The 25,233-nt window shown below is 73.6% G+C and carries 21 protein-coding genes, 1 tRNA gene and 1 other RNA gene; 11 read left to right on the forward strand and 12 right to left on the reverse strand.

The genetic code is table 11. The features are described from left to right. Positions 1–167 precede the first annotated feature (167 nt). The 4 genes from OOT42_RS02265 to OOT42_RS02280 all read right to left on the reverse strand — a co-directional run bounded on the left by OOT42_RS02265 (position 168) and on the right by OOT42_RS02280 (position 6,372). Positions 168–2,891, reverse strand: coding sequence for a glycosyl hydrolase 53 family protein (locus tag OOT42_RS02265; protein ID WP_273653343.1), 2,724 nt, complete (start codon positions 2,889–2,891; stop codon positions 168–170). 230 nt (positions 2,892–3,121) lie between these two features. Further along, on the reverse strand, positions 3,122–3,610 hold the full coding sequence (locus OOT42_RS02270) for an SHOCT domain-containing protein (RefSeq protein ID WP_273653344.1): 489 nt from the start codon (positions 3,608–3,610) through the stop codon (positions 3,122–3,124). 88 nt (positions 3,611–3,698) lie between these two features. Next, entirely contained in the window at positions 3,699–4,709 is a 1,011-nt protein-coding gene (locus OOT42_RS02275; protein ID WP_273653345.1) for an RDD family protein, read from the reverse strand. Positions 4,710–4,749: 40 nt separating this feature from the next. After that, on the reverse strand, positions 4,750–6,372 hold the full coding sequence (locus OOT42_RS02280; RefSeq protein WP_273653346.1) for a hypothetical protein: 1,623 nt from the start codon (positions 6,370–6,372) through the stop codon (positions 4,750–4,752). Between the two features lie 364 nt (positions 6,373–6,736). Between OOT42_RS02280 and OOT42_RS02285 the strand changes: the two genes are divergently transcribed. Further along, positions 6,737–7,312 (forward strand): hypothetical protein, encoded by a 576-nt coding sequence (locus OOT42_RS02285; protein ID WP_273653347.1) that lies wholly within the window; start codon positions 6,737–6,739, stop codon positions 7,310–7,312. On the opposite strand, the gene OOT42_RS02290 is transcribed toward OOT42_RS02285, so the two are convergent. Then, entirely contained in the window at positions 7,255–7,809 is a 555-nt protein-coding gene (locus OOT42_RS02290; protein WP_273653348.1) for a hypothetical protein, read from the reverse strand. The genes OOT42_RS02285 and OOT42_RS02290 overlap by 58 nt on opposite strands. 120 nt (positions 7,810–7,929) lie before the next feature. On the opposite strand from OOT42_RS02290, the gene OOT42_RS02295 reads away from it, so the two are divergent. From OOT42_RS02295 to OOT42_RS02310, 4 genes are all read left to right on the forward strand, one after another. Next, positions 7,930–8,676: a TIGR02391 family protein gene (locus tag OOT42_RS02295; protein WP_273653349.1), complete on the forward strand. Its 747-nt coding sequence runs from the start codon at positions 7,930–7,932 to the stop codon at positions 8,674–8,676. Positions 8,677–8,989: 313 nt separating this feature from the next. Then, the gene (locus tag OOT42_RS02300; protein WP_273653350.1) at positions 8,990–9,118 is read left to right on the forward strand and encodes a hypothetical protein; all 129 of its coding nucleotides are present in this window, start codon (positions 8,990–8,992) and stop codon (positions 9,116–9,118) included. A gap of 560 nt (positions 9,119–9,678) precedes the next feature. Beyond that, on the forward strand, positions 9,679–9,894 hold the full coding sequence (locus OOT42_RS02305; RefSeq protein ID WP_273653351.1) for a helix-turn-helix domain-containing protein: 216 nt from the start codon (positions 9,679–9,681) through the stop codon (positions 9,892–9,894). 4 nt (positions 9,895–9,898) lie between these two features. Further along, complete coding sequence (locus OOT42_RS02310) at positions 9,899–11,107, forward strand: tyrosine-type recombinase/integrase (RefSeq protein WP_273653352.1); 1,209 nt, start codon at positions 9,899–9,901, stop codon at positions 11,105–11,107. A gap of 9 nt (positions 11,108–11,116) precedes the next feature. On the opposite strand, the gene OOT42_RS02315 is transcribed toward OOT42_RS02310, so the two are convergent. The 3 genes from OOT42_RS02315 to OOT42_RS02325 form a co-directional block, all read right to left on the reverse strand. After that, complete coding sequence (locus OOT42_RS02315) at positions 11,117–11,683, reverse strand: hypothetical protein (protein WP_273653353.1); 567 nt, start codon at positions 11,681–11,683, stop codon at positions 11,117–11,119. 128 nt (positions 11,684–11,811) lie between these two features. Then, complete coding sequence (locus OOT42_RS02320; RefSeq protein WP_273653354.1) at positions 11,812–12,954, reverse strand: DUF262 domain-containing protein; 1,143 nt, start codon at positions 12,952–12,954, stop codon at positions 11,812–11,814. 223 nt (positions 12,955–13,177) lie between these two features. Continuing rightward, positions 13,178–13,262, reverse strand: a tRNA-Ser gene (locus OOT42_RS02325). 119 nt (positions 13,263–13,381) lie between these two features. On the opposite strand from OOT42_RS02325, the gene OOT42_RS02330 reads away from it, so the two are divergent. Both OOT42_RS02330 and OOT42_RS02335 read left to right on the forward strand, forming a co-directional pair. Next, a complete protein-coding gene (locus OOT42_RS02330; protein WP_273653355.1) occupies positions 13,382–14,032 on the forward strand; it encodes a GNAT family N-acetyltransferase in 651 nt (216 codons plus the stop codon). A 65-nt stretch (positions 14,033–14,097) separates the two neighbouring features. Continuing rightward, positions 14,098–14,469 (forward strand): VOC family protein, encoded by a 372-nt coding sequence (locus OOT42_RS02335; RefSeq protein WP_273653356.1) that lies wholly within the window; start codon positions 14,098–14,100, stop codon positions 14,467–14,469. A gap of 37 nt (positions 14,470–14,506) precedes the next feature. Here the strand turns inward: OOT42_RS02335 and OOT42_RS02340 are convergent, their stop codons facing one another. Next, on the reverse strand, positions 14,507–18,223 hold the full coding sequence (locus OOT42_RS02340; RefSeq protein ID WP_273653357.1) for a glycosyltransferase: 3,717 nt from the start codon (positions 18,221–18,223) through the stop codon (positions 14,507–14,509). Between the two features lie 13 nt (positions 18,224–18,236). Continuing rightward, positions 18,237–19,721, reverse strand: coding sequence for a Si-specific NAD(P)(+) transhydrogenase (sthA, locus tag OOT42_RS02345; protein WP_273653358.1), 1,485 nt, complete (start codon positions 19,719–19,721; stop codon positions 18,237–18,239). 75 nt (positions 19,722–19,796) lie between these two features. On the opposite strand from sthA, the gene OOT42_RS02350 reads away from it, so the two are divergent. Together OOT42_RS02350 and ffs are read left to right on the forward strand one after the other, a co-directional pair. After that, the gene (locus OOT42_RS02350; RefSeq protein WP_273653359.1) at positions 19,797–20,519 is read left to right on the forward strand and encodes an ATP-binding cassette domain-containing protein; all 723 of its coding nucleotides are present in this window, start codon (positions 19,797–19,799) and stop codon (positions 20,517–20,519) included. An 81-nt stretch (positions 20,520–20,600) separates the two neighbouring features. Next, positions 20,601–20,697: signal recognition particle sRNA small type (ffs, locus tag OOT42_RS02355), an RNA gene on the forward strand. On the opposite strand, the gene OOT42_RS02360 is transcribed toward ffs, so the two are convergent. Next, positions 20,694–20,825 (reverse strand): hypothetical protein, encoded by a 132-nt coding sequence (locus OOT42_RS02360; protein WP_273653360.1) that lies wholly within the window; start codon positions 20,823–20,825, stop codon positions 20,694–20,696. The genes ffs and OOT42_RS02360 overlap by 4 nt on opposite strands. Before the next feature lie 149 nt (positions 20,826–20,974). Beyond that, on the reverse strand, positions 20,975–21,430 hold the full coding sequence (locus OOT42_RS02365; protein WP_273653361.1) for an Lrp/AsnC family transcriptional regulator: 456 nt from the start codon (positions 21,428–21,430) through the stop codon (positions 20,975–20,977). 72 nt (positions 21,431–21,502) lie between these two features. Here OOT42_RS02365 and OOT42_RS02370 point away from each other — a divergent pair, with 72 nt between their 5' ends. Both OOT42_RS02370 and OOT42_RS02375 read left to right on the forward strand, forming a co-directional pair. Continuing rightward, on the forward strand, positions 21,503–22,228 hold the full coding sequence (locus OOT42_RS02370) for a LysE family transporter (RefSeq protein ID WP_273653362.1): 726 nt from the start codon (positions 21,503–21,505) through the stop codon (positions 22,226–22,228). 132 nt (positions 22,229–22,360) lie between these two features. Then, complete coding sequence (locus OOT42_RS02375; protein ID WP_273653363.1) at positions 22,361–25,147, forward strand: DNA polymerase III subunit gamma and tau; 2,787 nt, start codon at positions 22,361–22,363, stop codon at positions 25,145–25,147. The last annotated feature ends 86 nt before the right edge of the window (positions 25,148–25,233 follow it).

A 25,233-nucleotide genomic window follows, 5' to 3' on the forward strand; every position in this document is an offset into this window, starting at 1 on the left:
AGAGACGGTGCTCGTGTGCGGTGAACCGTCCACCGGTCACACGCGTGCCCGCGTGCCCCGCGACGTCTCCGCACGACGGACGCGTTCCGCACGACGGGAGTGCTCCGCACGACGGGAGCCCCGGGCCGTCGCGACCCGGGGCTCCCGTCGTGCCGGGATGTCGTACGTCAGGCGGTCGCCCGACCTGCGCCGGCCCGCCGCCGCGTCGCGACGACGACCGCCGCACCGCCGAGCAGGAGGAGCAGCACGCCCGTCGCGACCGGCGCCGCGAGGTCAGCGCCCGTCGTGGCGAGCGATGCGCCCGCGACCCGGATCTCGACCTGCGCGAGCACCACTCCCGAGGCGTCGCGCACCTGCAGGTGGTGGAGACCGGGCGAGAGCGTCGTCGGGATCGTGACCGTCGCCGTCGCCGTGCCGCCCACGACCGGGACGGTCGCGAGGCGCTGGTACGTGCTGGCGACGCCGACCTCGACCTGCGTGCCGGCGACGCCGGTGACCGTCACGGTGACGGTGTCGCCGGGTCGGACCGTGGTCCGGCTCGCGGTGATCGCCGGACTGCCCGACGACGGCGACGCGGTCGGGGCGGGCGTCGTCGTCGGGCCCGACGTCGGCGTGGTCGTGGGCGTGCCCGTCGGGTCGTGCGAGGGCGTGGGCGTCGCCGTGGTCGTGACGGTCGGCGTCGGGGTGGGCGTCGCCGCGGGCTCCAGCCCGTCGACCGCGCCCGTCACGAGAGCGGTCACGTCGTCGACGTCCTGCTGTGTCGGCTGTCCGGCCGCGAGGATCACGCGACCCGACGCGACCGCGTCGTCGAGCACCGCGAGCGACGCCGGCGTCCACGCGTCACGGTCGACCGCGTCGGCGTCGGCCAGTGCCGCCTCCAGGGCGGCGGTGTCGACCGTGGTGGCCGCGACCGACGGCTCGAGCCGCACGTTGTCGATCACGCCCCACGCGGGTGCGTCGAGGCTCAGCCACGCGCCGACCTTCACCAGCCCGTCGTCGCCGACGACCACGTCGGGCACGGTGAACGTCGTCGGCTTGTTCCAGCCTGCGAGCCACACGGGCGTGGACCGGGTGCCGCTCGTCTCGTTCCAGGCCCAGATGGTGAGGTCGGTGCCGGTCTGGTCGCCGCCGTGCAGCGTGGCCGACAGCGTGTACGTGCCGGCGGGGACGCCCGTGAGCTGCTGGCTGAGGTCGACCGTGAACGGCGTGCCCGCCCAGAACGCGACCGCGCGCGTGCCGTCGGTCGCGTTGCCCGTCGTCTTGATGGCGTTGTCGCCCGACGCGACCGAGTACGTGAGGTCCCACATGCTCGTGTCGGCGTCCTCGAAGGACCCGTTGACGACGACGTTCTCCGCGCGGACGCGGACCGTGGCGACCGTGTCGACGCCCGTCGACGTACGGCCCGGGATGCTGTACGTGCCGGTCCCGCGGATCCAGCTGAGCGCGCCGCCCCACGTGACGGACGCGGTCTCCTCCGTGCCGTCGTTGTACCGGACGGTGATCGTCGACGGCAGCGTCACGGGGTCGCCGAGGCGGACGTCGACGACGGGCTTCTCGACGGACGTGGGGACACGCTCGGTCGTCGCGCCGGTGCGGACGTACCGGAACACGTCGAGGGACTCGAGCGGGGTGCCGTCGAACGCGAACAGCGCCTGGTTGTCCCACGCGGAGCCGCCGTGCCAGTCGCGCGCGTCCTCGTCGTACGCGCCCGCGTAGCTCGACGCCCAGCCGGAGCCGAACTGCTCCCACAGGGCGTTCTGCGACGCCCAGTCCGACGGACCGCCGACGGGCAGCCACGCGGGCTCCCAGTAGAAGACGCCGATGCCCGCGTCGCCCACGGCGTGCACGGCCGCGATCACGTCGCGCACCAGGTCGGCCTGGCCCTGGACGCTGATCGGGTAGACGGGCGTCGTGGAGGTGTTGATCGTGTTGCCGTGCTGGTCGCCGTTGTCGGTCGTGTACGCCCACGACGTCTCGGCCACCATGACCTTCTTGTCGTAGGTGTCGGCGACGTGCTTCAGGACGCTCGTGAGGTTCGTCAGCGAGCCGTGCCACATCGGGTACCACGAGCTCGCGAACACGTCGTAGTCGACACCCGCCCGGTCGAGGATGCCCGCGTAGCTCGCGTACCGGCCGTTCTCGGGGTTGGTGAAGTGCAGCGCGACGAGCGCGTCGTCGCCGTAGTCGGACGCGCGGACGGCCGCGGACCCGGCCTCGTAGACGGCGACGCACGGCGCCCACGACGCGTCCGTGGCGCTCCCGGACTCGCAGCGGATGCCCGCGATCCCGTTGTTCGACTCGTTGCCGATCTGCACCATGCCGACGTCGACGCCGGCCGCCGAGAACGCGTCGAGCGTGTCGGCGGTGAAGTCGCCCGCGGCGTCGGCGCGCTCGGCGTCGGTCAGGTCCGCCCACGCCTTCGGCACGTGCACCTTGGCCGGGTCGGCCCAGAAGTCGGAGTAGTGGAAGTCGACGAGCACGCGCAGCCCGGCCTCGGTCGCGCGGCGGCCGATCTCGACCGCACGGGGGACGTCGACCGTCCCGCCGCCGTAGCCGTTCCCGTCGGCGTCGTACGGGTCGTTCCAGACACGCACGCGGACGTAGGTGATGTCGTGGTCGGCGAGCACCTCGAACAGGTCGGCCTGCTGCCCGTCGGCGTCGCGGAACACGGTGCCGCTGTCCTCGAGCGACAGCACGGAAGACACGTCGACGCCGGCGGCGAAGTCGGCGGGCAGGCCGTCGACCTTCTCCACGAAGATGCCCGCGTCGACGGGGCCGGTGTCCTCGGCGGCGGCGGACAGGGCGGTGGGCGCGAGGATCGCCGCACCGACGGCGATCGCGGCGGTGGTCGCTCGCGCGGCACGCGTCGAGCGGGATCTGGTGGGCGTCATGACACTCCGTCGGGTCGAACGCGGGTCGCACACGCGCGGTCCACGCTGTGCACGGTCCCAGCCTGGGACCGTGCACAAGATACGTCAGGAAGCCCTGGTCAGCGCAAGGGCGTGTCCATCGACGAGACCCAACCGTGACCGTTCACAGCGTGCGATCGGGTGAGACGGCGCCGGACCGTCGTCCGTCCGGACGACGCGGCGTCGCTCGGGCGGCGGTGCCGCCCGCGGGATCAGGCGCCCGTCAGCAGGCGCGCCTTCGCCGCCTCGAACTCCGCGTCCGACAGGTGGCCCGCCGCACGGAGCGACCCCAGCCGCTCCAGCCGCTCCAGCAGGTCGCCCTCACCTTCGGGGCCGGGGGTACCCGCCGCCGCGTCGGCCGGCTCCGCGACGGGCGCGGGCGCCTCGGGCGGAGCCGTCACGATGGAGAACGGCCGCTTCGCCGCCGCCGCCTCCTCCTCGCGCTTCTCCTCGAACGCGTGGTACCCCTCGCGGGCCGCGTCGACCGCGCCCTTGCCCGCGACGACCGCCCCGTTCGCGAGCGCGACGCCCGTCTCCGCGGCGAACGCCACGGCCTCGCCGCTGCGCGCCGTCAGCATCGACTTCGTCTCGTCGCTCACGGGGAGGAAGCCGATGCCCTTGCTGAGCCCGCGGTGCACGTCCCGCGCGAACCCGTGCCGCTGCAGCCGGGCGTCGAGGTTCGAGCGCGTCTCGTCGGTCATGTCGCCTCCGTCGTCGTCCGTGGCCGCAGCCCACGGCTGCGTGCGGTCGTCCGCGTCAATCTAGGCCACCGTCCGCGACGACGCCGCGTCACCGATCGACGCGCGGTGACAGGGGCACGTCCGTGGCGTCGTCACCGAACCCGAGCGCGCACAGCACCTCCGACGTCCCGTCGGCCTCCCCGGTGAGCTCGACGAGCGCGCCCGGTCCCGCGTCGTCGAACACGCTGCGAGGGATCGTCAGCTCCGGCACCTGGGTCACGTCGTCCGCCCAGGCGGCACCGTCACGGAACGTGACCGTCGAGCGCCACGCCGCGTCACCGTCCGCCCCGACGACCGCCACGTCGAGCGTCGTCCCGTCCGGTTCGGCGCCGGGGGCGAGCGTCCACGACAGCACGACCGGCGGACGCGCCGGCGACAGCCGCCGGACGCCGAGCCGCGTGACCCAGACGTCCCCGGGCTCGCGTCCGGACAGGGTCGCGAGACCCGAGGCGTGGTCGGGGACGAGCGTGCACTCGACCCTCGTCTCGCCGCTCTCCGTCACGGCGGGCGCGAGCACCAGGGCCCCGGCGGTGGCGGTCGCGACGCCGACGACCACCGGCACCGGCACGTCCACCCGGGCGCGCACGACCACCGTCCGCACGACCGAGTCGGCGAACGTCTGCCGCCGCGGGTGCCACAGCGGTCGCAGCCAGCCGACGAGCAGGATCCAGTCGAGCGCGTGCAGCAGGTCCCGCAGCACCGTGACCGGCAGCCCCGCGGGCGCACCGTCGCGCTCCCGGACCACGCGGACGCCGACCATCGCCTTGCCCGGCGTCATCCCGGTGAACGCCTGGAGCACCAGCAGCAGGACCACCGCCGCGCACGTCCACCACGAGAACCGCCCGTCCGGTTCGATCACCGGCACCCCGGTCGGCGGCAGCACCGGCACCGGCCGGAACGGCACCGGCACGAACGACCCCGTCGCGAGCCACGCGACCGCCGCGACGAGCAGCCCGTCCGCGACCGACGCGACGGCCCGCCGCCACCAGTGCGCGTTCCTCGGGCCCGCGGGATCGCTCGGCGCGGAACCGGTCGTCGCCGTCGCCTCGGTCGTCGTCACGCGCGGATCGTCCCACCGTCGATCCGGCGACGCGGGGCTTTCACGACGTCGTCGTCGTGCCGACCTCCAACCGCAGGATCCGCCCGTCCAGGAGCCCGACGGCGAGCCGTCCCGGTCCGCAGGGGGTGACGGAGAGAGGGACGACGGGTGAGCCGTGCACCTCGAGCTCGACGGCCTCGACCAGAGCGCCTGTCGTGGCGTCGGCGCGCACGAGCCACCCGTTGGAGGTCGTGAGCACGACGACGCCCTCCTCGTGCACGGCGTCCGTCGCGACTCCCGGCAGGTCCAGCGTCCAGCGAGCCGCGCCGTCGGGGTAGTCGCGTCGGACCGCGAACGGGCTGTGACTCCCGGAGCCCGCGTGGATCTCGCCGCAGTGGACGACGCCGGTACCGAGCTCGTCGTCGACGTAGACACCGGGACCACCGAACAGGTGGCGCTGCTCGGTCCCCTGCCAGTCGAGGGGGAAGAGCCGCTCCAGCACGGGCCCGCCCTCGGCGACGACGACGCGGGCGACCCACTTGTCGAGGTGGGGCTTCCTCGCGTCGGAGCCGACCAGGACGACGGGGACCGGCGCGCCGGCGACGTCGAACCAGTGGTTGAACGGGTCGTACCCCGTCGTCGGCACGCGGCCGACGGTCCGTCCCGCCGGGTCGATCACCAGGCAGTCGGTCGAGGTTGCGTCCCGGGTCGCCGGTCGGAGCAGCGAGTACGGGCCGGTCGACCCGACGGCGACGGACGCGCTCTCGGGGACGATCTCGCCGACGACGACGCCCGTCGCGTGGTCGACGACGTGGTGCTGGGACTCGCGGCGCAGGGGCCGGCCGTCGGCCCACGACGGCCGCAGCTCGACGGTCGTCGCGACGGTCGTCGCGTCGAGGGCCGTCAGCTGACAGCCCGTCCCCGTCGTCGTGATCCGCCACCTCGGGTCGTCCCCTCCGGTCGCGTCCCACCGCTCGGCGGCCACGCCCTCGCACGCCGCGACCACGGACCCGTCGGGGCATCCGGCGACGCTCCACACCGCGCGCCTCAAGGTCCACGTCCGTCCGGTCTCGGCGGCGAGGCGCTCCAGGGCGGCCCGGGCGTCCGCCCGGGCGGGCTCCGGGTAGACGAACGGCACCGCCTCTGCCTGGTGCCCCGACAGGTCCAGCTCGCGATCGCGGAGCTCGTGCCAGGGCGCCTGCACCTCGAAGGCGTCGCCCACCAGGTCCTTCCAGTCGGCGACGTCGTCGTCGGTCCACGGCGCCAGCACGACGGCCAGCCGCTGGTCGTCCACCCAGCGGACCGTCCTCACCTGGCGCCCGTCACGGAACGGGCTGGTCCGTCGTGCCCGTTCGAGGTCGAGGAGGACGAGCTCGCCTTCGAAGCTGTAGCCGCCGTCGTAGGCGCCCGTCCCGACGGCGACAAGCGTGCCCGACGGGTGGATCGCGACGTCGTTGGCGGGCCGCCGGAGCGTCGCGAGCTGTCGGCACACGAGATCGGCGCGGCCGTAGACGCCGACCCGGGCGTGGGCACGTGACGCCGTGCCGGCGCCGAACCACTGGGAGTACGGCAGGTCGCCGGCCACGACGACGAAGTCGTACGCCGGGTCGTCGACGACGAGCGTCGGGTCGCCGATCTCGGCGAACGGCTGGTCGGCGAGCACATCGAGGCGGCGGAGAGGCACGCGGCGATCCTGCCGCACGACTCGCGGACGACGAAGGGCCCGCGCTGCACGGTGGCAGGTCGCGGGCCCTTCGGGCGGCGGAGGATGGGGGATTCGAACCCCCGAGGGCTTTCACCCAACACGCTTTCCAAGTGGCCTGGAGGGGTCGCGGGCGGGTGCCGGTGGATGCGTTTGGGCTGGTCAGCGGCGTGCGCGGATAGGGGCGGCTTGGCGCGGCAGGTTCTGTCTCGAGACAAACTGCTACCGAAACTGCTACCGGCGAGCGCCGCGTGCCGGCCCGGAAGTTGCTGCGTCAGGCCCCGGGGAATCAGAGCACAGCGACTTCGCAGCTGACTGCAGGCGCCGTGGGCGGCAGGCTTGGCGGATGCTCCGCAAGATGCGCTTCGAGGGCCCGCCCTCCCGGTTCGACGAACTGGTCGACGCCGCTCGGGGAGCGGGGCTGGAACTCGATGACTACGCGATCGACACGACTGGCGCCTACGGCTGGCCGATGCTCGGCAACGGCTGGGCCGTCGTGGTCGCAGTAATCGACGACGACGAGTGGACGCCGGAGGACGTGGCTGCCGCACTCCGGGCCGCGCACGAGCGGATGACTGGTACCTCTGGCGACTGGATCGTCGCCGGGGGTTCCTTTGTGTACTTGCCGGACGGGCTCGAACCCGAGTGGTATGACGAAGCTGGCCGGCTCGCCGAGGCGCTGCATGAGGCGGAACGCAGCGGCGATCGCGGGCGAATCCGAGTACTGCGCGAGGAGGTCGCAGCGGTCGTGACAGCGGCGCTTCCGCTGGGCGAACGGGCCTTCGCGCGGTTCCGCGACGGTGCCGGGCGGCTGGCGCGTTTCCCCGAGGAGTGGGGAGGGGCGATAGAGAGCTCGCGGGCTCCTCAGTACCCAACGAGCAGCACACCAGCGAAGGGCAGGGGCAGTCGACGACTGGCGTAGACCGCGTCGAGCATCGCTCGTGCGTCGTCGTAGGCACGGACCTCCGAAGTGCGGCCACCCTCCCGCCCGCCGAAGCGATAGACCAGCGGCATCAATAGGACGAGGTACTGAGCGTTGACGATCAGGCTCGCGCGGATGACGTCCCGGTAGGCCGCGTTGTTCTGTGCACCGCGGCCGGCTTCGACCTCGAGAACGATGCCGAGTTCGTCGTGGACGCCATCGACCTCGTACGTGACTGTCGGCACGCCGTTCTCGCCGAAGAGCACGGGCCGCGCCACCTTCGCGTCACAGGACTTCGCGGTCTCCACCTGGAAACCCAGTCCCTGGAGGCCCGGCGCCAGCGCCGCAAGGACCTGATCGCTGGTCGCCTTCGAGCCGGGCTCAGCAGTCGAGATCGCTGCCTCGACCGCACGCACCACCTCGACGAGCGGTCGGATCCACGTTGGAGGCGTCGCGTTTCGAGGGAAGTACGTCCACGACGGCCAGGCGTTGAGCACGGCCCCGAGCTTCGCAGCTGCGTCGCGGAGAAGCTAGGGCCGCTGGGGCGACGGGCGACGGGCGACGGGCGACGGCAGGAACGGCGCACGAGCGCCGCTTCCGCCCTCTATCGTCGGGCCATGCGCGCGGAGAAGGCGATCGACGCCCTCGAGGGCCTCAAGACGGAAGCGACGACGTCCGCGGTGATGAGCGGGGGTGAGCACCTCACGGCATGGCAAGGCAAGGTGCGCGGGGTTCTCGTTGCTGCCCTCGGCAGGGATGATCACCTCGTCGAGAGGCTTGACGCCGTTCGCTACACGCTGGGCGCGTGGAGCACGAGCACGCCCGACTACCGCTTCGAGCAGGCGCGGCACGGCGGCATCCGCAATGCGTGCGGAGTGATCGACGCCGCCATCTACCAACTGCGCCTGCGGGTCGACGACGAGGAGCCCGTCGACCTTCGGTCGTTCGATCCAGAGCTATGGGAGCACGTGAAACGGCTCGTCGAGGATCAGGACTGGGGGAAGGTGGCGAGCCAGTCGGCGATCTTCCTCGAGGATCGTGTCCGCACGTGGGCCGGCGACCCGAAGACCGGCAAGGGCGACTCGTTGGTGGGCAAGGACTTGATGGGACGCGTCTTCGCTGACGAGAGCGACTGGCGTCTCGGGTCGCGAGCGGCGGAACGGGAGGGCTGGCGTGCACTGGCTACCGGCTTCGCCCAGGCACTGAGCAACGTCGACCGCCACAAGATCCAGAGGCGCGAGGATGCCCAGCGCTACGCCATCGGCGTGCTCGGTCTCGGCAGCCTCCTACTCACGCAGCTGCGCCACGAGCATGGGGAGCTGATCGAAGACATCCAGACCGGCGCGGACGAAGGAGCCTCATAGCGCCGACTCTTCTTGCACGCCGTGCGGGGGCCGGTCGGCCGGTCGCTTCGTCGGTCCGAACAGCGTGCGCGCGAGGTGACGGCGCGCGGGCTCTGGTCCGCCCGTACCCGTGCGAGCAGCCGGGTCCAGGGCTGGTCGGAGGGTCGAGATCACCGTTCCCCGCCGACGCTCTCACTTGACCGCAGGATGTCCTTCGCCACGTGAGACCGGAGTGCTCGCCTGGCCAGCGTAAAAGGCGTGCCCGGTCGGCTGCGCGTGACCGTCAGTCGGTGCGCGGCGCCATCGCGTCGACCAGGGCCTCGAGGTCGGCAAGGTGGGCATCCACGTACTCCTGCTGGACCTCCAGCTCGACGGCTCGGTGGCGGGCCGTCCAGTCCGTCGCCTCTCGACAATGGAGGTCCGCGACGGCGACGCGGCGTTCCTCGGCGGCGCCAGCCTGTGACGACGGAGGGTTCCGGGCCGACACCGTCGACGAACGCCGCCAGCTGCTCCTGCAGGAATCGCTCCTGCGCTGCGCGGGGTGACCGATCCGCGAACCCGGCGTCAGCCATGCAGGACGCCCAGGCGGCATCAACGTCGGCGAGTCGACTGTCTTGGTCGATCGTCGCGAGGAAGTCCATGGCCTCCTGGCGCACGGTGACGAGGTAGGCGATGTCGTCCCCAATCGGTGTGTCCGCCGCGCTGGAGCAGCCACCTTCGCGCAGCACTGAGCCATCGTTGGGGTCTTCGCTGACGGCCACGCGCCGTCGTCGGGCCGCGAGCTGCTCGAGCAGATCCTCGCGACCAGCCACGCCGAGCCCACCGCGACCGAGACCTGGGCGACCTACCACCCTCGAGAGCTCGCGCCCGCGGTGCCGCCCGTTCATCCACAGGAGCCGTGGGGAGCACCCCCTCCACAGTCGGCGGCGTATCGCTTGACCGCCGCCCAGCCACCGATCCCCGATGGACCGGTGCTGGGTCGCTGACGCACGTCACCCAACCCAACCGAGAAGGAGAACCGTCGTGAGTGACATCGAGATCATCCAGACCCCGCGCGTGATGCTCAGCGTGGTCGAGGCCGCCAAGTGCCTGTCCGTCGGCCGCACCACCATGTACGAGCTGATCCACAGCGGCGAGGTCGAGAGCGTGCACATCGGCCGGCTGCACCGCGTCCCCGCCGACTGCCTGCACGAGTTCGTCGAGCGGCGCCGCCGACAGCAGAGCGTCGGGGAGCCGTGACGCCATGGGCACCCGAGCGGGCAACCAGCGGTCGTCGGTCTTCCAGGGGAACGACGGGCGCTGGTACGGCTTCGTGTCGATGGGCATCCGGCCCGACGGCTCGCCGGACCGGCGCAAGCGCACCGGCGCGACGCGCGCCGAGGTGGTCCGCAAGGTTCGCGAGCTGGAGCGGCAGCGAACGGACCAGTCGGCGCTTCCGGCGGGCCTGTCGCCGCGGCTGGAGACGTGGCTCACGGAGTGGCTCCGGGCGACGGCGCTGCGCGTGCGGCCGAGCACCCTGTCCGGGTACACGGTCGACGTCTACCGGCACATCAACCCGACCATCGGCAGGCACCGCCTCGACGCGCTCCAGCCCGAGCACATCGAGCACCTGTACGCCGTCCTGCTGGCGAGCGGCCTCAACGCCGGAACCGCCCACCACGTCCGCCGGACTCTCAACAAGGCGCTCAACGACGCGGTCCGACGACGGCGCCTCCCGCGCAACCCGGTGACCCTCGCCCACACGCCCCGCTACGACCCGCCCGACATCGAGCCGCTGACGGTCGACGAGGCCCGGCGCATCCTCGCGGCCGCGGAGGACGAGCCGAACGGCGTGGCGTTCATGCTCGCGATCTCGCTCGGGCTGCGGCGCGGGGAGGTGCTCGGGCTGTCGTGGGCCGACGTCGACCTGGACGCCGGGCGGCTGCAGGTGCGGCGCCAGCTCGAGCGCCGGAACTGGCGGCACGGCTGCGCCGACCCGGACCGCTGCCTCGAGAAGCCGTCGCAGTGCCCGCAGCGCCGCGATGGCGGGCTCGTGCTGGCCGAGCTCAAGACCAAGCAGTCACGCCGGACGCTGCCCCTGCCGGAGCCGCTGCTCGTCGCGTTGCGCCAGCACCGGCGACGCCAACGAGAGGCGCGAACCCATGCCGGGACGCTGTGGCGGGACTGCGGGCTGGTCTTCACGACGGTGACCGGCCGTCCGGTCGCGCCGCGCGACCACTCGCTGCACTGGACGGCGTTCCTCGAAGGGCTCGGCATCCGGCCGGCGCGTCTGCACGACGCGCGGCACACGGCCGCGACGCTGCTGCTGGTCCAGGGCGTCGACCAGCGCGTGGTCATGAGCATGTTCGGCTGGACGTCGCCGGCGATGACGACGCGCTACCAGCACGTCGTGCCTGAGCTCGTCGAAGAGGCGAACCGGCGGATGGGCGAGTTGCTCTGGGGAACGCAGTGACGCCACTCCCTAAGTGAGAGTTCGCTCTAGGACCTTCCGATCCCACCGCACCAGCTCGCCCCAGACTCGCGCCAGTTTGGTCTCCACACCCCATGGTGTCTCGCGCTGACTTCTATGCAGCGCGCGCGGCGTCCATATCGTGACGGTGGGCTGCGCGCTCTGGCTAAGCACGACCGCTCGCCTCGGATGGCTAGTAGCAGGCCGGCCGTGCGCAATGTCGCCGCGATCCGAACCAAGCGAGTCCATCTCACTTAGCCAGACAGGGTCAAAATCGCCCTCGACAAAGCCCAGCGGAAGAAACAAGGAGAATAGGTTGCTCCGCTTGATCCCATTGTTGGCGTCGATCTGGGACACGTACCACCGCACTGCCTTGGCGACCGTGTCCGGCGAGACCGGACCGGCCTGCGAGGGTTTCTCGCCCCCACCGTTCTTGAAGGTCTGCCAGTGGTGACACTCGATCAATGAGCCCAGCGGTTGACTCACATGCCCCGTGGCGGCGAACGCCGCGAGTCCCGCGTGCGCGGCATACCTGCCGACCTCCTCGAAGAAGTACTCGAAGGCAGCGTGAACCGCCACGAGGTAGAGATCGCCGTCCCGGAGGTCGCTGTCGCTCGGAGACGCGGACGGGGGGCGACCAAACGCCCGTCGTAGTTCAAGAACCCGCTCTGCTAGCGCTGCCACGGCGATAACGTGTCGAGGCACGGCTAAGCCCTCGGAAGATCAACTTCGGGTAGTACCGTCGCCAGCCGGTCTCCCCAGATTGCGAGCCGCCCTCGGACGGCGCTCACCGACTTCGTCGTCGCTACTAGGAAATCCGAGAAAGTCGGGTCTGTTCGACAGAGGTCCTCGAACGCTGCCTTGACGGCAGAGCCAGACTCGAGAGCTGCCGCTGCGACGTCCCTGTGCTGGAAGTACCACGCCATAACGTCGAGGACTGCGCGGTTCCTGCGCGTCTCGTATCCCCGATAGCTCGGGCGCTTGAAGGCATCGCGCCCGAAGATCTCGTGGGTGGTCTCGACAGCGCGGTCGAGGCCATCAGCCAGATCCGACACGTCACTCGCCCACGTGCGCCATTCGCGGTTTCCGAACTCGCACGTTTCATCCAGGAAGCGCCTCAAGTTGCCTCGGTAGTCTTCGAGGCGGAGCGAGAGCCCAATGTGCCGGATGAGTATTTCGGCGTCGCGCATCCGGAAGTCTGGGTCCTTGATGTTCAGGAATCGCTTAATCCCCGGACTCTCCGTGGAGCGCTGCATCACAAACTCCATGAAGGGACCGGGATGCAACGCGCGACGTAGTTCTTGAGGCGAGAGGCCCACAACATTGAAGTTGAGCCTAAGGAAGGTCAGGTAGAGCAGAGACTCATTCTGCCAGTCCCTTAGAACGACTGCGCGGATAGCCTGATTCTCGAGCGCGGCTCCATAGTTCTCTAGGGGAGACTCCGACCTGAGTGCCTCGTAGGTCAATCCGTTGAGCTCCCGCAGCACCTCAAGTCCGGTGAGCCTCATGGGAGGTCCGTCGAGCCCGGCGAATCGCTGCAGGCTCCGGAGGCGTTGTTTGCCGTCGAGGACGATGAACCGTCCCCGGGACTCGCGCCGCTCCGCGAGGATGATTTGCGGCACAGGGATCCCAAGGAGGAGCGACTCGATGAAGCGCGAGCGCTTGCGGTCTGACCAGACGTCACGTCGCTGGAAGGCTGGTTCGAGGTCGAAGCGGTCCCTGGCGAGTTGCTCGATCATCGTCGAGACGGTCCAGTCGGCGCCCCACGTCACGGTGGAGTCGGGGCCGATCTCCCTGGCAAGGTCGTCCTCTTCGACGTCGAGACTCAGTGCGGTCTCGTCTCCGACCATGATCGGGCTCCTCGCTGCTCCGGGCGGCTGCTGCCTGCATCCTAGGTTCGCGATCAACAGGTGCGGTGCGCATGCGACTGATCGCCGGCCGAGTCGCGGCAGGCTTGCGGATCAAACGAACTGCTACCAGAACTGCTACCGCCGCGCCCGCCGGCCGGCCGCCCCCGCCGACGACGAAGGGCCCGCCACCCACGTCACCGCAGGTCACGGGCCCTTCTTCCGGCGGAGGATGGGGGATTCGAACCCCCGAGGGTGTTACCCCAACACGCTTTCCAAGCGTGCGCCATAGGCCACTAGGCGAATCCTCCAGGCGCGCCCAGGGTACTCGACCGGACCGGCTTCTCCGAAACGGGCGACGGCGACCGGGGTGAGCGGCCACGATGGGCAGGCGGCGCACGTGCACGGACCGGCGACGGGAGGCCCCAGGGTGGTGGCGCAGGACGCGTGGAACGAGACGGCGACGACGGGCGTGCGCGTGCGGCGCGCGGACGCGGCGGACCTGACGGCGACGCGGACGGTGCTCGCCCGGGCGCTCGCGCACGACCCGTTGATGGACTGGATCTTCGGCCTGCGGGCGGACCGGTCGGCAGCGGTCGCGGCGTTCCTGTGGGCGGGCGTCGAGGAGTACGTGGTCGCGGGGACGACGTGGCTCGCGGTCGACGACCGGCGCGCGGTCGGGGCGGCGGCGTGGCGGGTCCCGGGGTCGCAGGCGGTGGGTGCGGACGGCGGTCCGCCGCTGCCGGGGCCGTCGGTCCTCGGGCTGCTGCTGCCGTCGGACCGGGTCGTGATGGTCCGTGACGGGTTCGAGGCCATGCGCGACCTGTTCCCGGACGAGCCGCACGTGCTGCTGCACTTCCTTGGCGTCGACGCCGACCGGCGCGGGTACGGGATCGGCGCGACGCTCGTCGAGGCGGGGCTGGACGCGGCACCCGACCACCTGCCGGCGCACGTCAACACGACGCTCGACAGCAACGTGCGGTTCTACGAGGCGCGCGGGTTCGAGCACGTCGGGTCGGTGCGGCTGGGGGACCGCGGGCCGGCGATGCACGGGCTGCGCCGGCCTGCACGCCGCGCCTAGTCTGACGAGGTCCGGCCCGGCGCGGACGGCGGCGGGCGACCAGCGCGACGACTGGAGCGACGGCCATGGCGCACGGCGACATCACGCACATCGACATCCCGGCCGACGACCTGGGGCGCGCCACCGCGTTCTACCGGACGGTGTTCGGGTGGGACGCGCAGGAGATCCCGGGGTACGAGGGCTACCCGATGTGGCAGGCCCCCAACAAGATCAGCGGTGGCGGGTTCACGCAGCGCGGCGGCGACCTCCAGGTGCCGCGCAGCTACGTCGAGGTCGACTCGATCGACGCGGTGCTCGCGACGGTCGAGGCGCACGGCGGCAAGGTCGTGCGCGGCAAGGAGCCCATCTCGCCGACGAGCTGGTGGGCGGTGTTCGAGGACTCGGAGGGCAACCAGCTGGGGCTGTACGAGGGCACGACGGACGCGGACCAGGGCTGATCCCGGCGGCACCGGACGCGGGGGCGCGTCGACCGCGTCAGGGCCGGTCGAACGCGGGGTGCACGGCGGGCCGGAGCCGGGCCGGGAGCGCGTCGCGCGCCCGCAGCGCGGCCTGCACGAGCTCGGGCCGTTCGAGCGCCCGCAGGCGGCGGCGTCGTCGGGCGGTCGGCCGGCCGTAGTCGGCGACCTGCGCCGCGGTCACGGCGATCGCCCGGGCGGCGTCGAGGTCGCCCGATCGCAGCGCGGTCGCGTAGTCGTCCATCGTGATCTGGAAGAGCCGGGGGACGACGAGGTCGCGCACGTAGTACCGGTGCATGCGGACGTCGTCGGGCGTCGTGCGGGCCAGCTTGTCGAGGAACACCACGCGGCTGGTGCGGAACCGCTCGCCGGCCGACGTGCTCGTCGGGTGGACGCGGAACCGGGTCAGCGACTCGCGGACGAACTCGGCGTGCCAGCCCGCGCGGAACATGCGGATGAACAGGTCGTCGTCCTCGTACCCGACGAGCTGCGGGTCGAACCCGCCGACCTCGCGGTAGGCGTCGGCGCGCAGCACGGACGCCGACGGCACGACCATGAGGTCCGCCGCGAGGAGCTCGAGCAGCGTCCGGTGCGGGTGCGGCAGCGCGTAGGTGCGGATGTAGGAGCGCGTGACGGTGCCGCCGGCGGCGTCGATCTCGTCGAAGTCGCTGTACGCCCACGCGACGTGCGGGGACTTCTCGAACGGCCGGACGAGCCGGGCGAGGTGCTGGGGGTACCAGCTGTCGTCCTGGTCGAGGAACGCGAGCAGGTCGCCGCGCGCCGCGGCCGCCGCGGTGTTGCGGGCGGCCGACTGCCCGGCGTTGGCCTGCCGCAGGACGCGGACGGGCACCGGGGAGTCGAACGCGGCGGCGAGCGCGCCGCCGCCGTCGGTCGAGCCGTCGTCGACGACGAGGATCTCGACGGGCAGCAGCGTCTGCTCGACGACGGAGCGCAGCGTGTCGCGGATGTACGCGGCGCCCTGGTACAGCGGCAGGATCGCGGTCACGGCCGCCGACCGCGGCTGGGCGGTGGCGGCGACGGGCCGGGTACCGGCGCGCACCGACCCGACGGCGCCGGTCGGCGCGGCCACGTCCGTCGGCTCCGTCGGGGTGAGCGTGCCGACCGGAGGCGCTGCGGGCGCGAGGCCGTCGACGGGGTACTGCCGGGCGACGTCGGCGCTGTCGGTCGCGTCGAAGGGCCAGGTCACCGGGCCGGCGGGCGGCCCGACCTTCTCGGCGACGACCCACGCGCCCGACTCGCTCGGGACGGCCGGCATGAGGTAGGCGTTCTCGCGCCAGTGCGCCCCGGGCGTCACGGTCACGGTGCCGGTCATGCCCGTGCGCAGCGTGCGGAAGCCCGTGGCGGGCCCGAACAGCTGCCGCAGTCCGGCGTCGGAGAGCCGCCAGAAGTCGTTCGGCTGGGCGTGCGTCGGCCACGTCCACGGCACGACGTGGCACGTGAGCCCGCCGGGGGCGAGCACGGCGGCGATCTCGGCGGCGACGATCCACGGCGCGGCGACGTGCTCGAGCAGGCTCCGGGACACGACGAGCGCGTACGTCCCGGCGGGCACGGCCGACGACAGCGCGTGCACGTCCGCGACGACGTCGACGCCCGGCCCGGGGTGGATGTCGACGTGCTGGACGACGCGTCCCGCGAAGGGCGCCTCGAGACGCGCGTACTCGTCGGGCCGGTCGGTGCGCGAGCCCAGCCACAGGACGGGACCGGGCGGCGCGGCGGCGGCGAGCTCGGCGAACAGCTCCGACTCGTCGAGCTCCGCGCGAGCGTCGTGCCGCGGCAGGGGGTGGTCCGGCAGTGCGAGGGGCACGCGGTGGTCGCCGCGCGCGGTGTGCACGACGAGCGCGACCTCGCCGTGCGGGGTTCCGGGCACGTAGGCGGCGAACCCAGCGTCGGCCACGTGCGCGTCGTCGGGCCAGAACGTCGCGAGGTCCGGGCGGGGGCGTCGCGCCGCGCGGACGGAGGTGCCGCCGACCTCGACGGACACGCCCGTCGCCGGTTCGGGTGCGGCGTGCGCCCAGCCCTCGAGGTACACGCCGGACGCGTCGCACCAGTACACGTCGACGCCGTGGTGCACGGCGGTCCCGAGCGGGCGCAGCGGGGGGACCTCGTCCGTGGCGCCCTGCGCGGCGGCGAGCGTCACGTGCGCGTGCGCGGCCGCCGCGATCGCCTGCGCGTGCGCGTCACCGGGGTGCTCGGCGGCGGCGTCGGCGGCCGTCGTGAACCACAGGCGCGCGGCCCGCGGGTCGCCGGTGTTGAGCGCCCGCATCCCGAGCGAGAGGAGCGCGTCGAGCGCGGTCGTCGACCAGCGGCCGTCGCTGCGGGCCAGGCGGGGCGCGTCGTCCGCGACGTGGCCGACGAGCGGACCGGCGTCGGCGTACCGGCCGCGCGCGACGAGCTCGACGAGGACGTGGCAGCGGCGGCCCGCGACCCGGTCGCGGGCGTCGGGCGTGGACGTGTCGACGTGCTCGGGCAGCTCGAGCGCGAGGGCGGCCGCCTCGGCGGGCCGGGTGCGGGCCAGGGCGACCGCCCGGTGCACGGCGGCCTCGAACCGGACGTCGAGCGCGTCGAGGTCGGTGGGGTGCGTGCCGATCCACGCGATCGCGGCGGCCTGCGCGAGCGCGAGGTACCGCTCGGCGGCGGTGGCGTCGTCGCGCGCCAGCAGGCACGTCATGCCGATCGCGTGCGCCGCGCCGGGCAGCGCCCACGACGCGTCCGCCCCCGCGCGCAGCGCCGCGAGCGCCGCGTCGGGGTCGTCGAGGTCGACGCCGTGCCGGGCGCGGACCGTCTCGACCATGCGGGGGATCGCCTTCTCGGCCTCGTCGAACGCGCCCCGGGCGACGAGCGAGCGCACGAGGCGCGTCGCGGTGCCGACGGCGAGCGCGCCCGACGGGTCGGCGTCGGCGGCGCGGTGGGCGTAGTACTCCTCGAGCACGGCGGGCGGGAGGTGCCGGTCCCAGTGCGGTGCGGGTGCGGAGGTGTCGTCGGTCGCGAACGCGACGAGCGTGAGGCCCTCGCGGCGGACCTCGGCGACCGCGAACCCGGCCTTCCGCAGCAGGTCGCGCAGGCCGTCGCGCGTCGCGAGGACGGTGTGCAGGCCGGCGCTGAGGGCCGCGACGACCTCCGGCTCGGGCGACTCGGGCGTGACGTGCTCGGCGGCGGGGGTCGTGAGCAGGACGATCCCCGTCGGACCCGCGTGGCGGCGCAGGACGCGCGCGAAGTCGAGCGGAGCGGGCACGTGCTCGATGACCTCGCTCGCGAGGATCAGGTCGAACGTGCCGCCCAGGTCCGACTCCGTCGTGAGGAAGTCGTGGACGATCGGCACGTCGAGCTCGGCCGCGCCGCGGACCGCCGCGTACGACGGGTCGATGCCCAGCACCTCCCAGCCGTGCGCGAACCGGGCGACGTCCAGCGCGAAGCCGTAGTTGCAGCCGACGTCGAGGAACCGCCGCACGCGCGCGGGGTCGACCGCCGCGAGCGCCGTCGCGATGGTGCCGACACCGGCGCCGCCCTCGACGTACTCGTCGACCTGGACGTCGTCGGAGCCCGACGCTCCCGCGACGGGCAGCAGGTCGAGCGCGCCGCAGGTCGCGCAGCGCACGCCGTGGATGTCGGCCCCGTCGAGCCCGACCGTCGTCACGACACCGTCGGCCGTGCCGCTCGTCCCGCAGATGCGGCAGTCGAGGTCCCGAGCGGGCCCTCCCCACGTGAGCCCCGCCACCGGTCCTCCTCCGTCACACCTCGCTGAACCGAGCCACCGCGCGGATCTTGTTCGTCGCGTCCAGCGCCGCGACCTTGTACGCCTCGGACAGGGTCGGGTAGTTGAGCACGGTGTCCACGAGGTAGTCCACGTTGCCGCCGCACGCCATGATCGCCTGGCCGATGTGCACGAGGTCGGTCGCCGACGTCCCGAAGATGTGCACCCCGAGCAGCTCGCGCGTCTCCGTGTGCACGAGCAGCTTGAGCATCCCGTAGGAGTCGCCGACGATCTGGCCGCGTGCGAGCTCACGGTAACGCGCGATCCCGACCTCGTAGGGGACCGCGTCCGTGGTGAGCTGGTCCTCCGTCCGCCCGCAGTACGAGATCTCCGGGATCGTGTAGATCCCGATCGGCTGGACCGACGCGAGCTCGCGCGCGGGCTCGTCGAACGCCCGGTACGCGGCGAGCCGGCCCTGGTCCATGGAGGTGGCCGCGAGCGCGGGGAAGCCGATGACGTCGCCGACGGCGAAGACGTGCGGGACGGCGGTGCGGTAGTCCGCGTCGACGACGATGCGGCCGCGCCGGTCCGCCTCCAGGCCCGCGGCGGCGAGGTTCAGGTCGGCGGTCTGCCCCTGCCGGCCCGCGGAGTACATGACGGTGTCGGCCGCGATCTTCTTGCCCGACGCGAGCCGCGTGACCGTCCCGCGCGACCCCGTGTCGACGCCGGCGACCTCCTCGCCCAGCCGGAACGAGACGGACAGGTCGCGCAGGTGGAACTTGAGGGACTCGACGACCTCGGGGTCGCACATCTCGAGGATCGTCGGGCGCTTGTCGACGATCGTCACGCGCGTGCCGAGCGCCGCGAACATCGACGCGTACTCGATGCCGATGATCCCGGCGCCCACGACGACCATCGAGCCGGGCACGCGTTCGAGCGCGAGCACGCCGTCGGAGTCGACGACGGTCCGCTCGTCGAACTGCACGGTGTCGGGACGGTGCGGGCGGGACCCCGTCGCGACGACGACGAAGCGTCCCGAGAAGCGGCTGCGCCGCCCGTCGTCGTCGGTGACCTCGACGGTGTGCGGGTCGACGAACGCGGCACGGCCCGCGTGCAGGTCGACGTGGTTGCGCAGCAGCTGGGCGCGGACGACCTCGATCTCGCGGCCGATGACGTGCTGCGTGCGGGCGAACAGGTCCTCGATCGTGATGTCGCTCTTCACGCGGTAGCTCGCGCCGTACACGTCGCGCTGCGCCATCCCCGTCAGGTACAGCACGGCCTCGCGCAGCGTCTTCGACGGGATCGTGCCGGTGTTGACGGACACGCCGCCCATCATGTGCCGCCGCTCGACGACGGCGACCCGCCGGCCGAGCTTCGCCGCCGCGATCGCGGCCTTCTGCCCGCCGGGCCCGGAGCCGATGACGACGAGGTCGTAGTCGTACCGCTCGCCGCCGGGCGCGGGCGCGGGCGCGGGAGGCTGGGGCGGCTCGGCCGCCGGTCCCGGGATGCCGTCGCTGCTCACGCCTCCGAGTCTGGCCCGGTCGGCCGCGGGGCACACCCCCTGGACGTGCACCCGCCCGACGGGTACACCTGCGGCGTGAGCCTCGACCGCCCGCTGCCCGTGCGACGCGTGCAGCCGTCCGGTGCCCTCGACGGCGACGACGCCCCCTGGTACGCGCGCATCCCCGCCGTCCGTCAGGTCATGGAGGAGGGCTGGGACCTCGACCCCGTGACGATCCTGGTCGGCGAGAACGGCGCCGGGAAGTCGACGCTCGTCGAGGCGCTCGCCCTGAGCCGCGACATGGGACCCGAGGGCGGCTCGATCGGCTCGGCGCACTCGACGCGCCCGTCGGAGGCGGAGCTGCGGTTCCGCCTGGAGCGCGACGTCGGCGCCGGGCGGTTCGGCTTCTTCCTGCGCGCCGAGACGATGCACTCCTTCTACACGTACCTCGAGGAGAACCCGGGCACGCGCCCGGAGCCGCGGTTCCACGAGATGTCGCACGGCGAGTCGTTCCTGTCGCTCGTCGGCGACCGGATGTTCAAGCCGGGCCTGTACCTGCTCGACGAGCCCGAGGCGGCCCTGTCGTTCACCGGCTGCCTCGCGCTGGTCGCGCACCTGCACGACCTCGCCCGGTCTCCCGGGTCGCAGGTCGTCCTGTCGACGCACTCGCCGATCCTCGCCGCGCTGCCGGGCGCGACGATCTGGGAGGTCGGCGAGTGGGGCATGCGGCGGTGCGCGTGGGAGGACCTCGACCTGGTCCTGCGGTGGCGGGGGTTCCTCGACGACCCGCGGCGCTACCTGCGGCACGTCCTGGGTTGACGCCCGCCGGACGGCCGCCCGGCAGTCCGGCGCGCGCCTCCGCCGTGCGCGAGGGTGCCCCGGCGTCCGTTAGGCTGGTGGGCAGACCCCTCGTGCGGCGTCATCTCGCTGAACCCCCCCAGGGCCGGAAGGCAGCAAGGGCAGGTGAGCTCTGGCGGGTGTGCGGGGGGTCCTTCACGTCTCCGAGGACGCACGCTCGCGTCGCGTCCACTGCGCGAGCAGCGAGCCGGCCGACGCGACGACGACGAGCGCGACGACGAAGGCCGTGCCGCCCAGCACGAGCACCGCGGTGTGCCAGAACGTCATCCCCTGCTGCCTTCCCCGGTGTCACGAGCCGTCGTCGAACCTATCGACGGCTCCGCGCGTCCTGACAGGGACGGACGTCCCGCGCACGGGGTGAACCCGTCGCGCAAGCGCGACCTGCCGACGTGCGCGCCGGGGTCGACCGGGCGGGATCAGGCGTGCTCGGGGTCGCGCAGGGCGAGGCGCGTGAACGTCTGGGCGGCGCCGGCCTCGCGCTTGAGCCGGCGGACCAGGAGGTCGAGCGACGCCGGGTCCGCGACCAGCGCGTGCAGCAGGTAGTCGTACGAGCCCGTCACGTGCACCGCGTCGAGGACCTGCGGGAATCCCGGCGCTCGGCGCAGCGCCGCCTGGAAGTCCTCGTTCGTCGTCTCCGGGGCCAGGCGGACCTCGATGAACACCTCCAGACCGCCGCCGGCGACCCCCGTCGGCGAACCGGCCGTCACGATCGTGAAGCCGCGGATCGTGCCGTCGTCGACGAGCCGGCGCACGCGCGCCGCGGCGGCGTTGGCGGAGAGCCCGACCCGCGCGCCGAGCTCGCGGAACGGCAACCGCGCATCCGCGGTCAGCTCGCGAAGGATCGCGTCGTCGATGACGTCCACGGCGCACATTCTCGCAGTCCGACGACGACTTGCGCAGCGGACCGTCGACGCGCACGCCGCGCCGGGACGATCCTGGTCCGCGTGGACGTGACCTCCGCCCTGCTGCTCGGCGCGCTCGCCGGACTGGCCGTCGCCGTCCCCGTCGGGCCGATCGGCGTGCTGCTGCTGCGCGAGGGCGTCGTGCACGGGACCCGCGTCGCGATCGGTGCCGGGTTCGGCGTCGCGACCGTCGACCTGCTGTACGCGACCGTCGCCGTCGCCGCCGGGGCTCCCGTCGGGCAGGTCGTCGCCCGGCACGAGGGCGTCGTGCGGTGGGTCACGGCGGCCGTGCTCGTCGCGGTGGCCGTCGTCGCGCTGCGGGGGTGGTGGCGCGAGAGGACGGGGCGCGACGCGGTCACCGTCGCGGTCGACGTCGCCGCGGTACGGACGGCGGGAGCCGCGGCCGGGGCTGCGCGCCCGACGTCGCGCGTGACGACGTCGGCCGGGCCGTGGCTCGCGCGCGCGACGCCGGGCGCCGCGTACGTGCGGTTCGTCGGGCTGACGATCGTGAACCCGGCGACGCTGCTGATCTTCGCGACGGTGGCCGTCGGGCTCGCCGCGCGGCTCGGAGCGGACGGGTCGTCCGTGCTCGTCGCCGGTGCGCTCTTCGTCGTCGGCGCGGGCGTCGCGTCGGCGGCCTGGCAGACCGTGCTCGGCGTGGCGTCCGGCGCGCTCGGACGGGCGGTCGGCGAGCGTGGGCGGTCGTGGGCGTCGCCCGTCGGGGCGGTCGTCGTGCTGGTCCTCGCCGCGGTCGTGCTGGTCGGCTGACAGGCCGACGCGCGACGCGCCGCGCCGACCCGACGCGGTGCGGCGTGGGCGGCCGGGCGACCGCCCGCGGTGTCCGCGCAGGCCGGGGGACGGGCGCTGCCGCGCGTGGGTGGGGGCGTCTAGGGTTCTCGCGTGACGACAGCCCTGTACCGCCGCTACCGGCCCGAGAACTTCGCCGAGGTCATCGGTCAGGACCACGTCACGGCACCCCTGCGGCAGGCGCTGCGCAGCGGCCAGGTCAACCACGCGTACCTGTTCAGCGGCCCCCGTGGCTGCGGCAAGACGACCTCGGCCCGCATCCTCGCGCGCATCCTCAACTGCGAGGCGAACACCGAGGCGAGCCCGACGGACACGCCGTGCGGCACCTGCCCGTCGTGCGTCGAGCTCGCGCGCGGCGGACCCGGGAGCCTCGACGTCGTCGAGATCGACGCGGCCAGCCACGGTGGTGTCGACGACGCCCGCGAGCTGCGCGAGCGCGCCACGTTCGCCCCCGCGCGCGACCGGTTCAAGGTGTTCATCCTCGACGAGGCCCACATGGTCACGCCGCAGGGCTTCAACGCGCTGCTGAAGATCGTCGAGGAGCCGCCGCCGCACATCAAGTTCATCTTCGCGACGACCGAGCCCGACAAGGTCATCGGCACCATCCGCTCCCGCACGCACCACTACCCCTTCCGGCTCGTGCCGCCCGACGTGCTCGTGCCGTACCTGGAGCAGCTGTGCGCGAGCGAGGGCGTGCCCGTCGGGTCGGGCGTGCTGCCGCTCGTCGTGCGCGCGGGTGGCGGGTCGGTGCGCGACACCCTGTCCGTGCTCGACCAGCTCATCGCCGGCTCGGGTGACGGCGGGCTCGACTACGACGACGCGACCGGCCTGCTCGGGTACACCCCGGCGGCGCTCCTCGACGACCTCGTCGAGGCGGTCGCCGCCCGCGACGGCGGGTCCGCGTTCCGCGTCGTCGAGCGCGTCATCACGACCGGCCACGAGCCCCGCCGCTTCGTCGAGGACCTGCTCGAGCGCCTGCGCGACCTCATCGTCATCGCCGCGTCCGGCGAGGCGGCCGCCGCCGCGCTGCGCGACGTGCCCGCCGACCAGCTCGCGCGCATGCGCCTGCAGGCCCAGCACCTCGGCGCGTCCGAGCTGTCGCGGTCCGCCGACCTCGCGAACGCCGCGCTCACCGAGATGACCGGCGCGACGTCCCCGCGCCTGCACCTCGAGCTGCTCATGGCGCGGCTGCTCCTGCCCGCCGCCGACGACACCCGCTCCGGTCTGGGCGCCCGGCTCGACCGTCTCGAGCGCGGGCTCCCCGCCGACGGCGCCGCCTTCTCCTCGGCACGCCTCGTCGGCCCGGGCGACGTCGACGCCGTACGGGTCGCCGAGCCCGGCCCGGCTCCCGCTGCCGCCCCTGGCACGCCTCGGGGGGCGGCGGCCGTGCGCGAGGCGCTCGCGAACCGCGGGGCTCCGGCGGCGCCGGGTCCGACGGCGCCTCCCGAGCCCGCACGCGCGCCCGACGTGGTGCCGGCGGCAGCGTCGCTCGCCCCTGCGACCGGGGCCGTCGCGCCGGCGGACGGCGGGGCAGCCGGCAGGGCGTCCGGACCCGTCGCCGACCAGCCGGGCGCGGACGACCGGCCAGGCGCGGACGACCAGCCGGGCGCTGTCGACGACTGGCCGGCCGTCGCCGATCACACCGCGACCGCGGTCCGGGAGGACGCCGCTCCGGCGCGGGACGGTGCCGCGAGCCACACGGACGCGTCGGCCGAGCGCGGGCGCGGCGCTCCCGACGGCGGCGACGACGTCGAGACACGCTCGTCCGAGCCGGGTGAGCCCGCGACGGACGCCGACCAGCGCACCGCCGACCAGCGCAGCGTCGGTCCGCGCACCGCCGACCAGCCGGAGCCGGCGTCCGAGCCGAGCCCGTCGGGGCCCGTCGCGACGCAGGCGCGCTCCGCAGCGTCGGCACCCGCGCCGGCGTCCGCAGCGGAGCCGACGGCCACGCCCGGGCCGGCGGCTGCCCCGGAGACCTCGCCCGCGCCCGCGAGCGTGTCGGCGACGACCGCCGCGCAGGGCGGGTCGCGGGACACCGAGGTGCTGCGCCGGCGCTGGCCCGAGGTCCTCGAGACCGTGAAGGGTCTGCGGCGCGTGACGTGGGCGCTCGTCGACCCGCGCAACGCACAGGTCGCCGAGCTCGACGCGACGACGCTGCGGCTGTCGTTCACGACCCCGCAGCTCGCCGCGACGTTCCGCAACGGTGCGCACGCCGACGTGGTCGCCCGCGCGGTGCGCGAGACGCTCGGCTTCGACGTCCGCGTCGAGGGCGTCCTCGGAGAGCCCGGCGCCGGGCCGGGGAGCGGGGGCGGGCGTCCCCCGGGTGCGGGTCCCTCGCCTGCACCGTCCTCGGGTCCTGCGTCGACCGGAGGTCGGCCGGACGAGGACGCGGGCCGAGGCCCGACGTCCGGACCTGCGGCGGCTCCCCGTGGCGCCGCGCCCGCCGGTCCTGACGGCGTGCCCGACGACGGCGGGACGGGCTTCGGTGCCGCGCGCCGTGAGCCGTCGACGGGTGCGGTGGCGACGGCCGTCGCGACCGCACCTGCCCCGGTGCCCGTGCCGCGCGGTGTCGTGAGCGCCGCCGAGGCGGCGGCGTCGTGGGACGACGACGCTCCGCTGCCGGAGCCGCCGGACGACGACCCGGGCGAGCCCGGCCTGCCCGAGCCCCCGCCGGACGTCGCGGCGACGTCGGCGCGCGAGCGTGGCATGGCCGCCGCCGCGCGCGAGTCGGCGGCGCGGTCGGCCGCCCGGCAGGAGATCGACGAGCCGTCGCCCGACGACCCGGACATCACGTCGTCGTCCCTGGTCGGCGCGCCGCTCGTGGCGCAGCTGCTCGGCGGCACGGTGATCGACGAGCAGTTCGACGACCCGCAGGCGTGACGCCGCGACGGCGCCGCGCGGGCGGGTCGGCGGTGCCGCGCGGCGACGCGTGACCTGCGGCACCACCGGCCGGCGCCCGCCACACC

The sequence above is a fragment of the Cellulomonas fimi genome (assembly GCF_028583725.1).
GTDB classification, from domain to species: Bacteria; Actinomycetota; Actinomycetes; order Actinomycetales; family Cellulomonadaceae; genus Cellulomonas; species Cellulomonas fimi_B.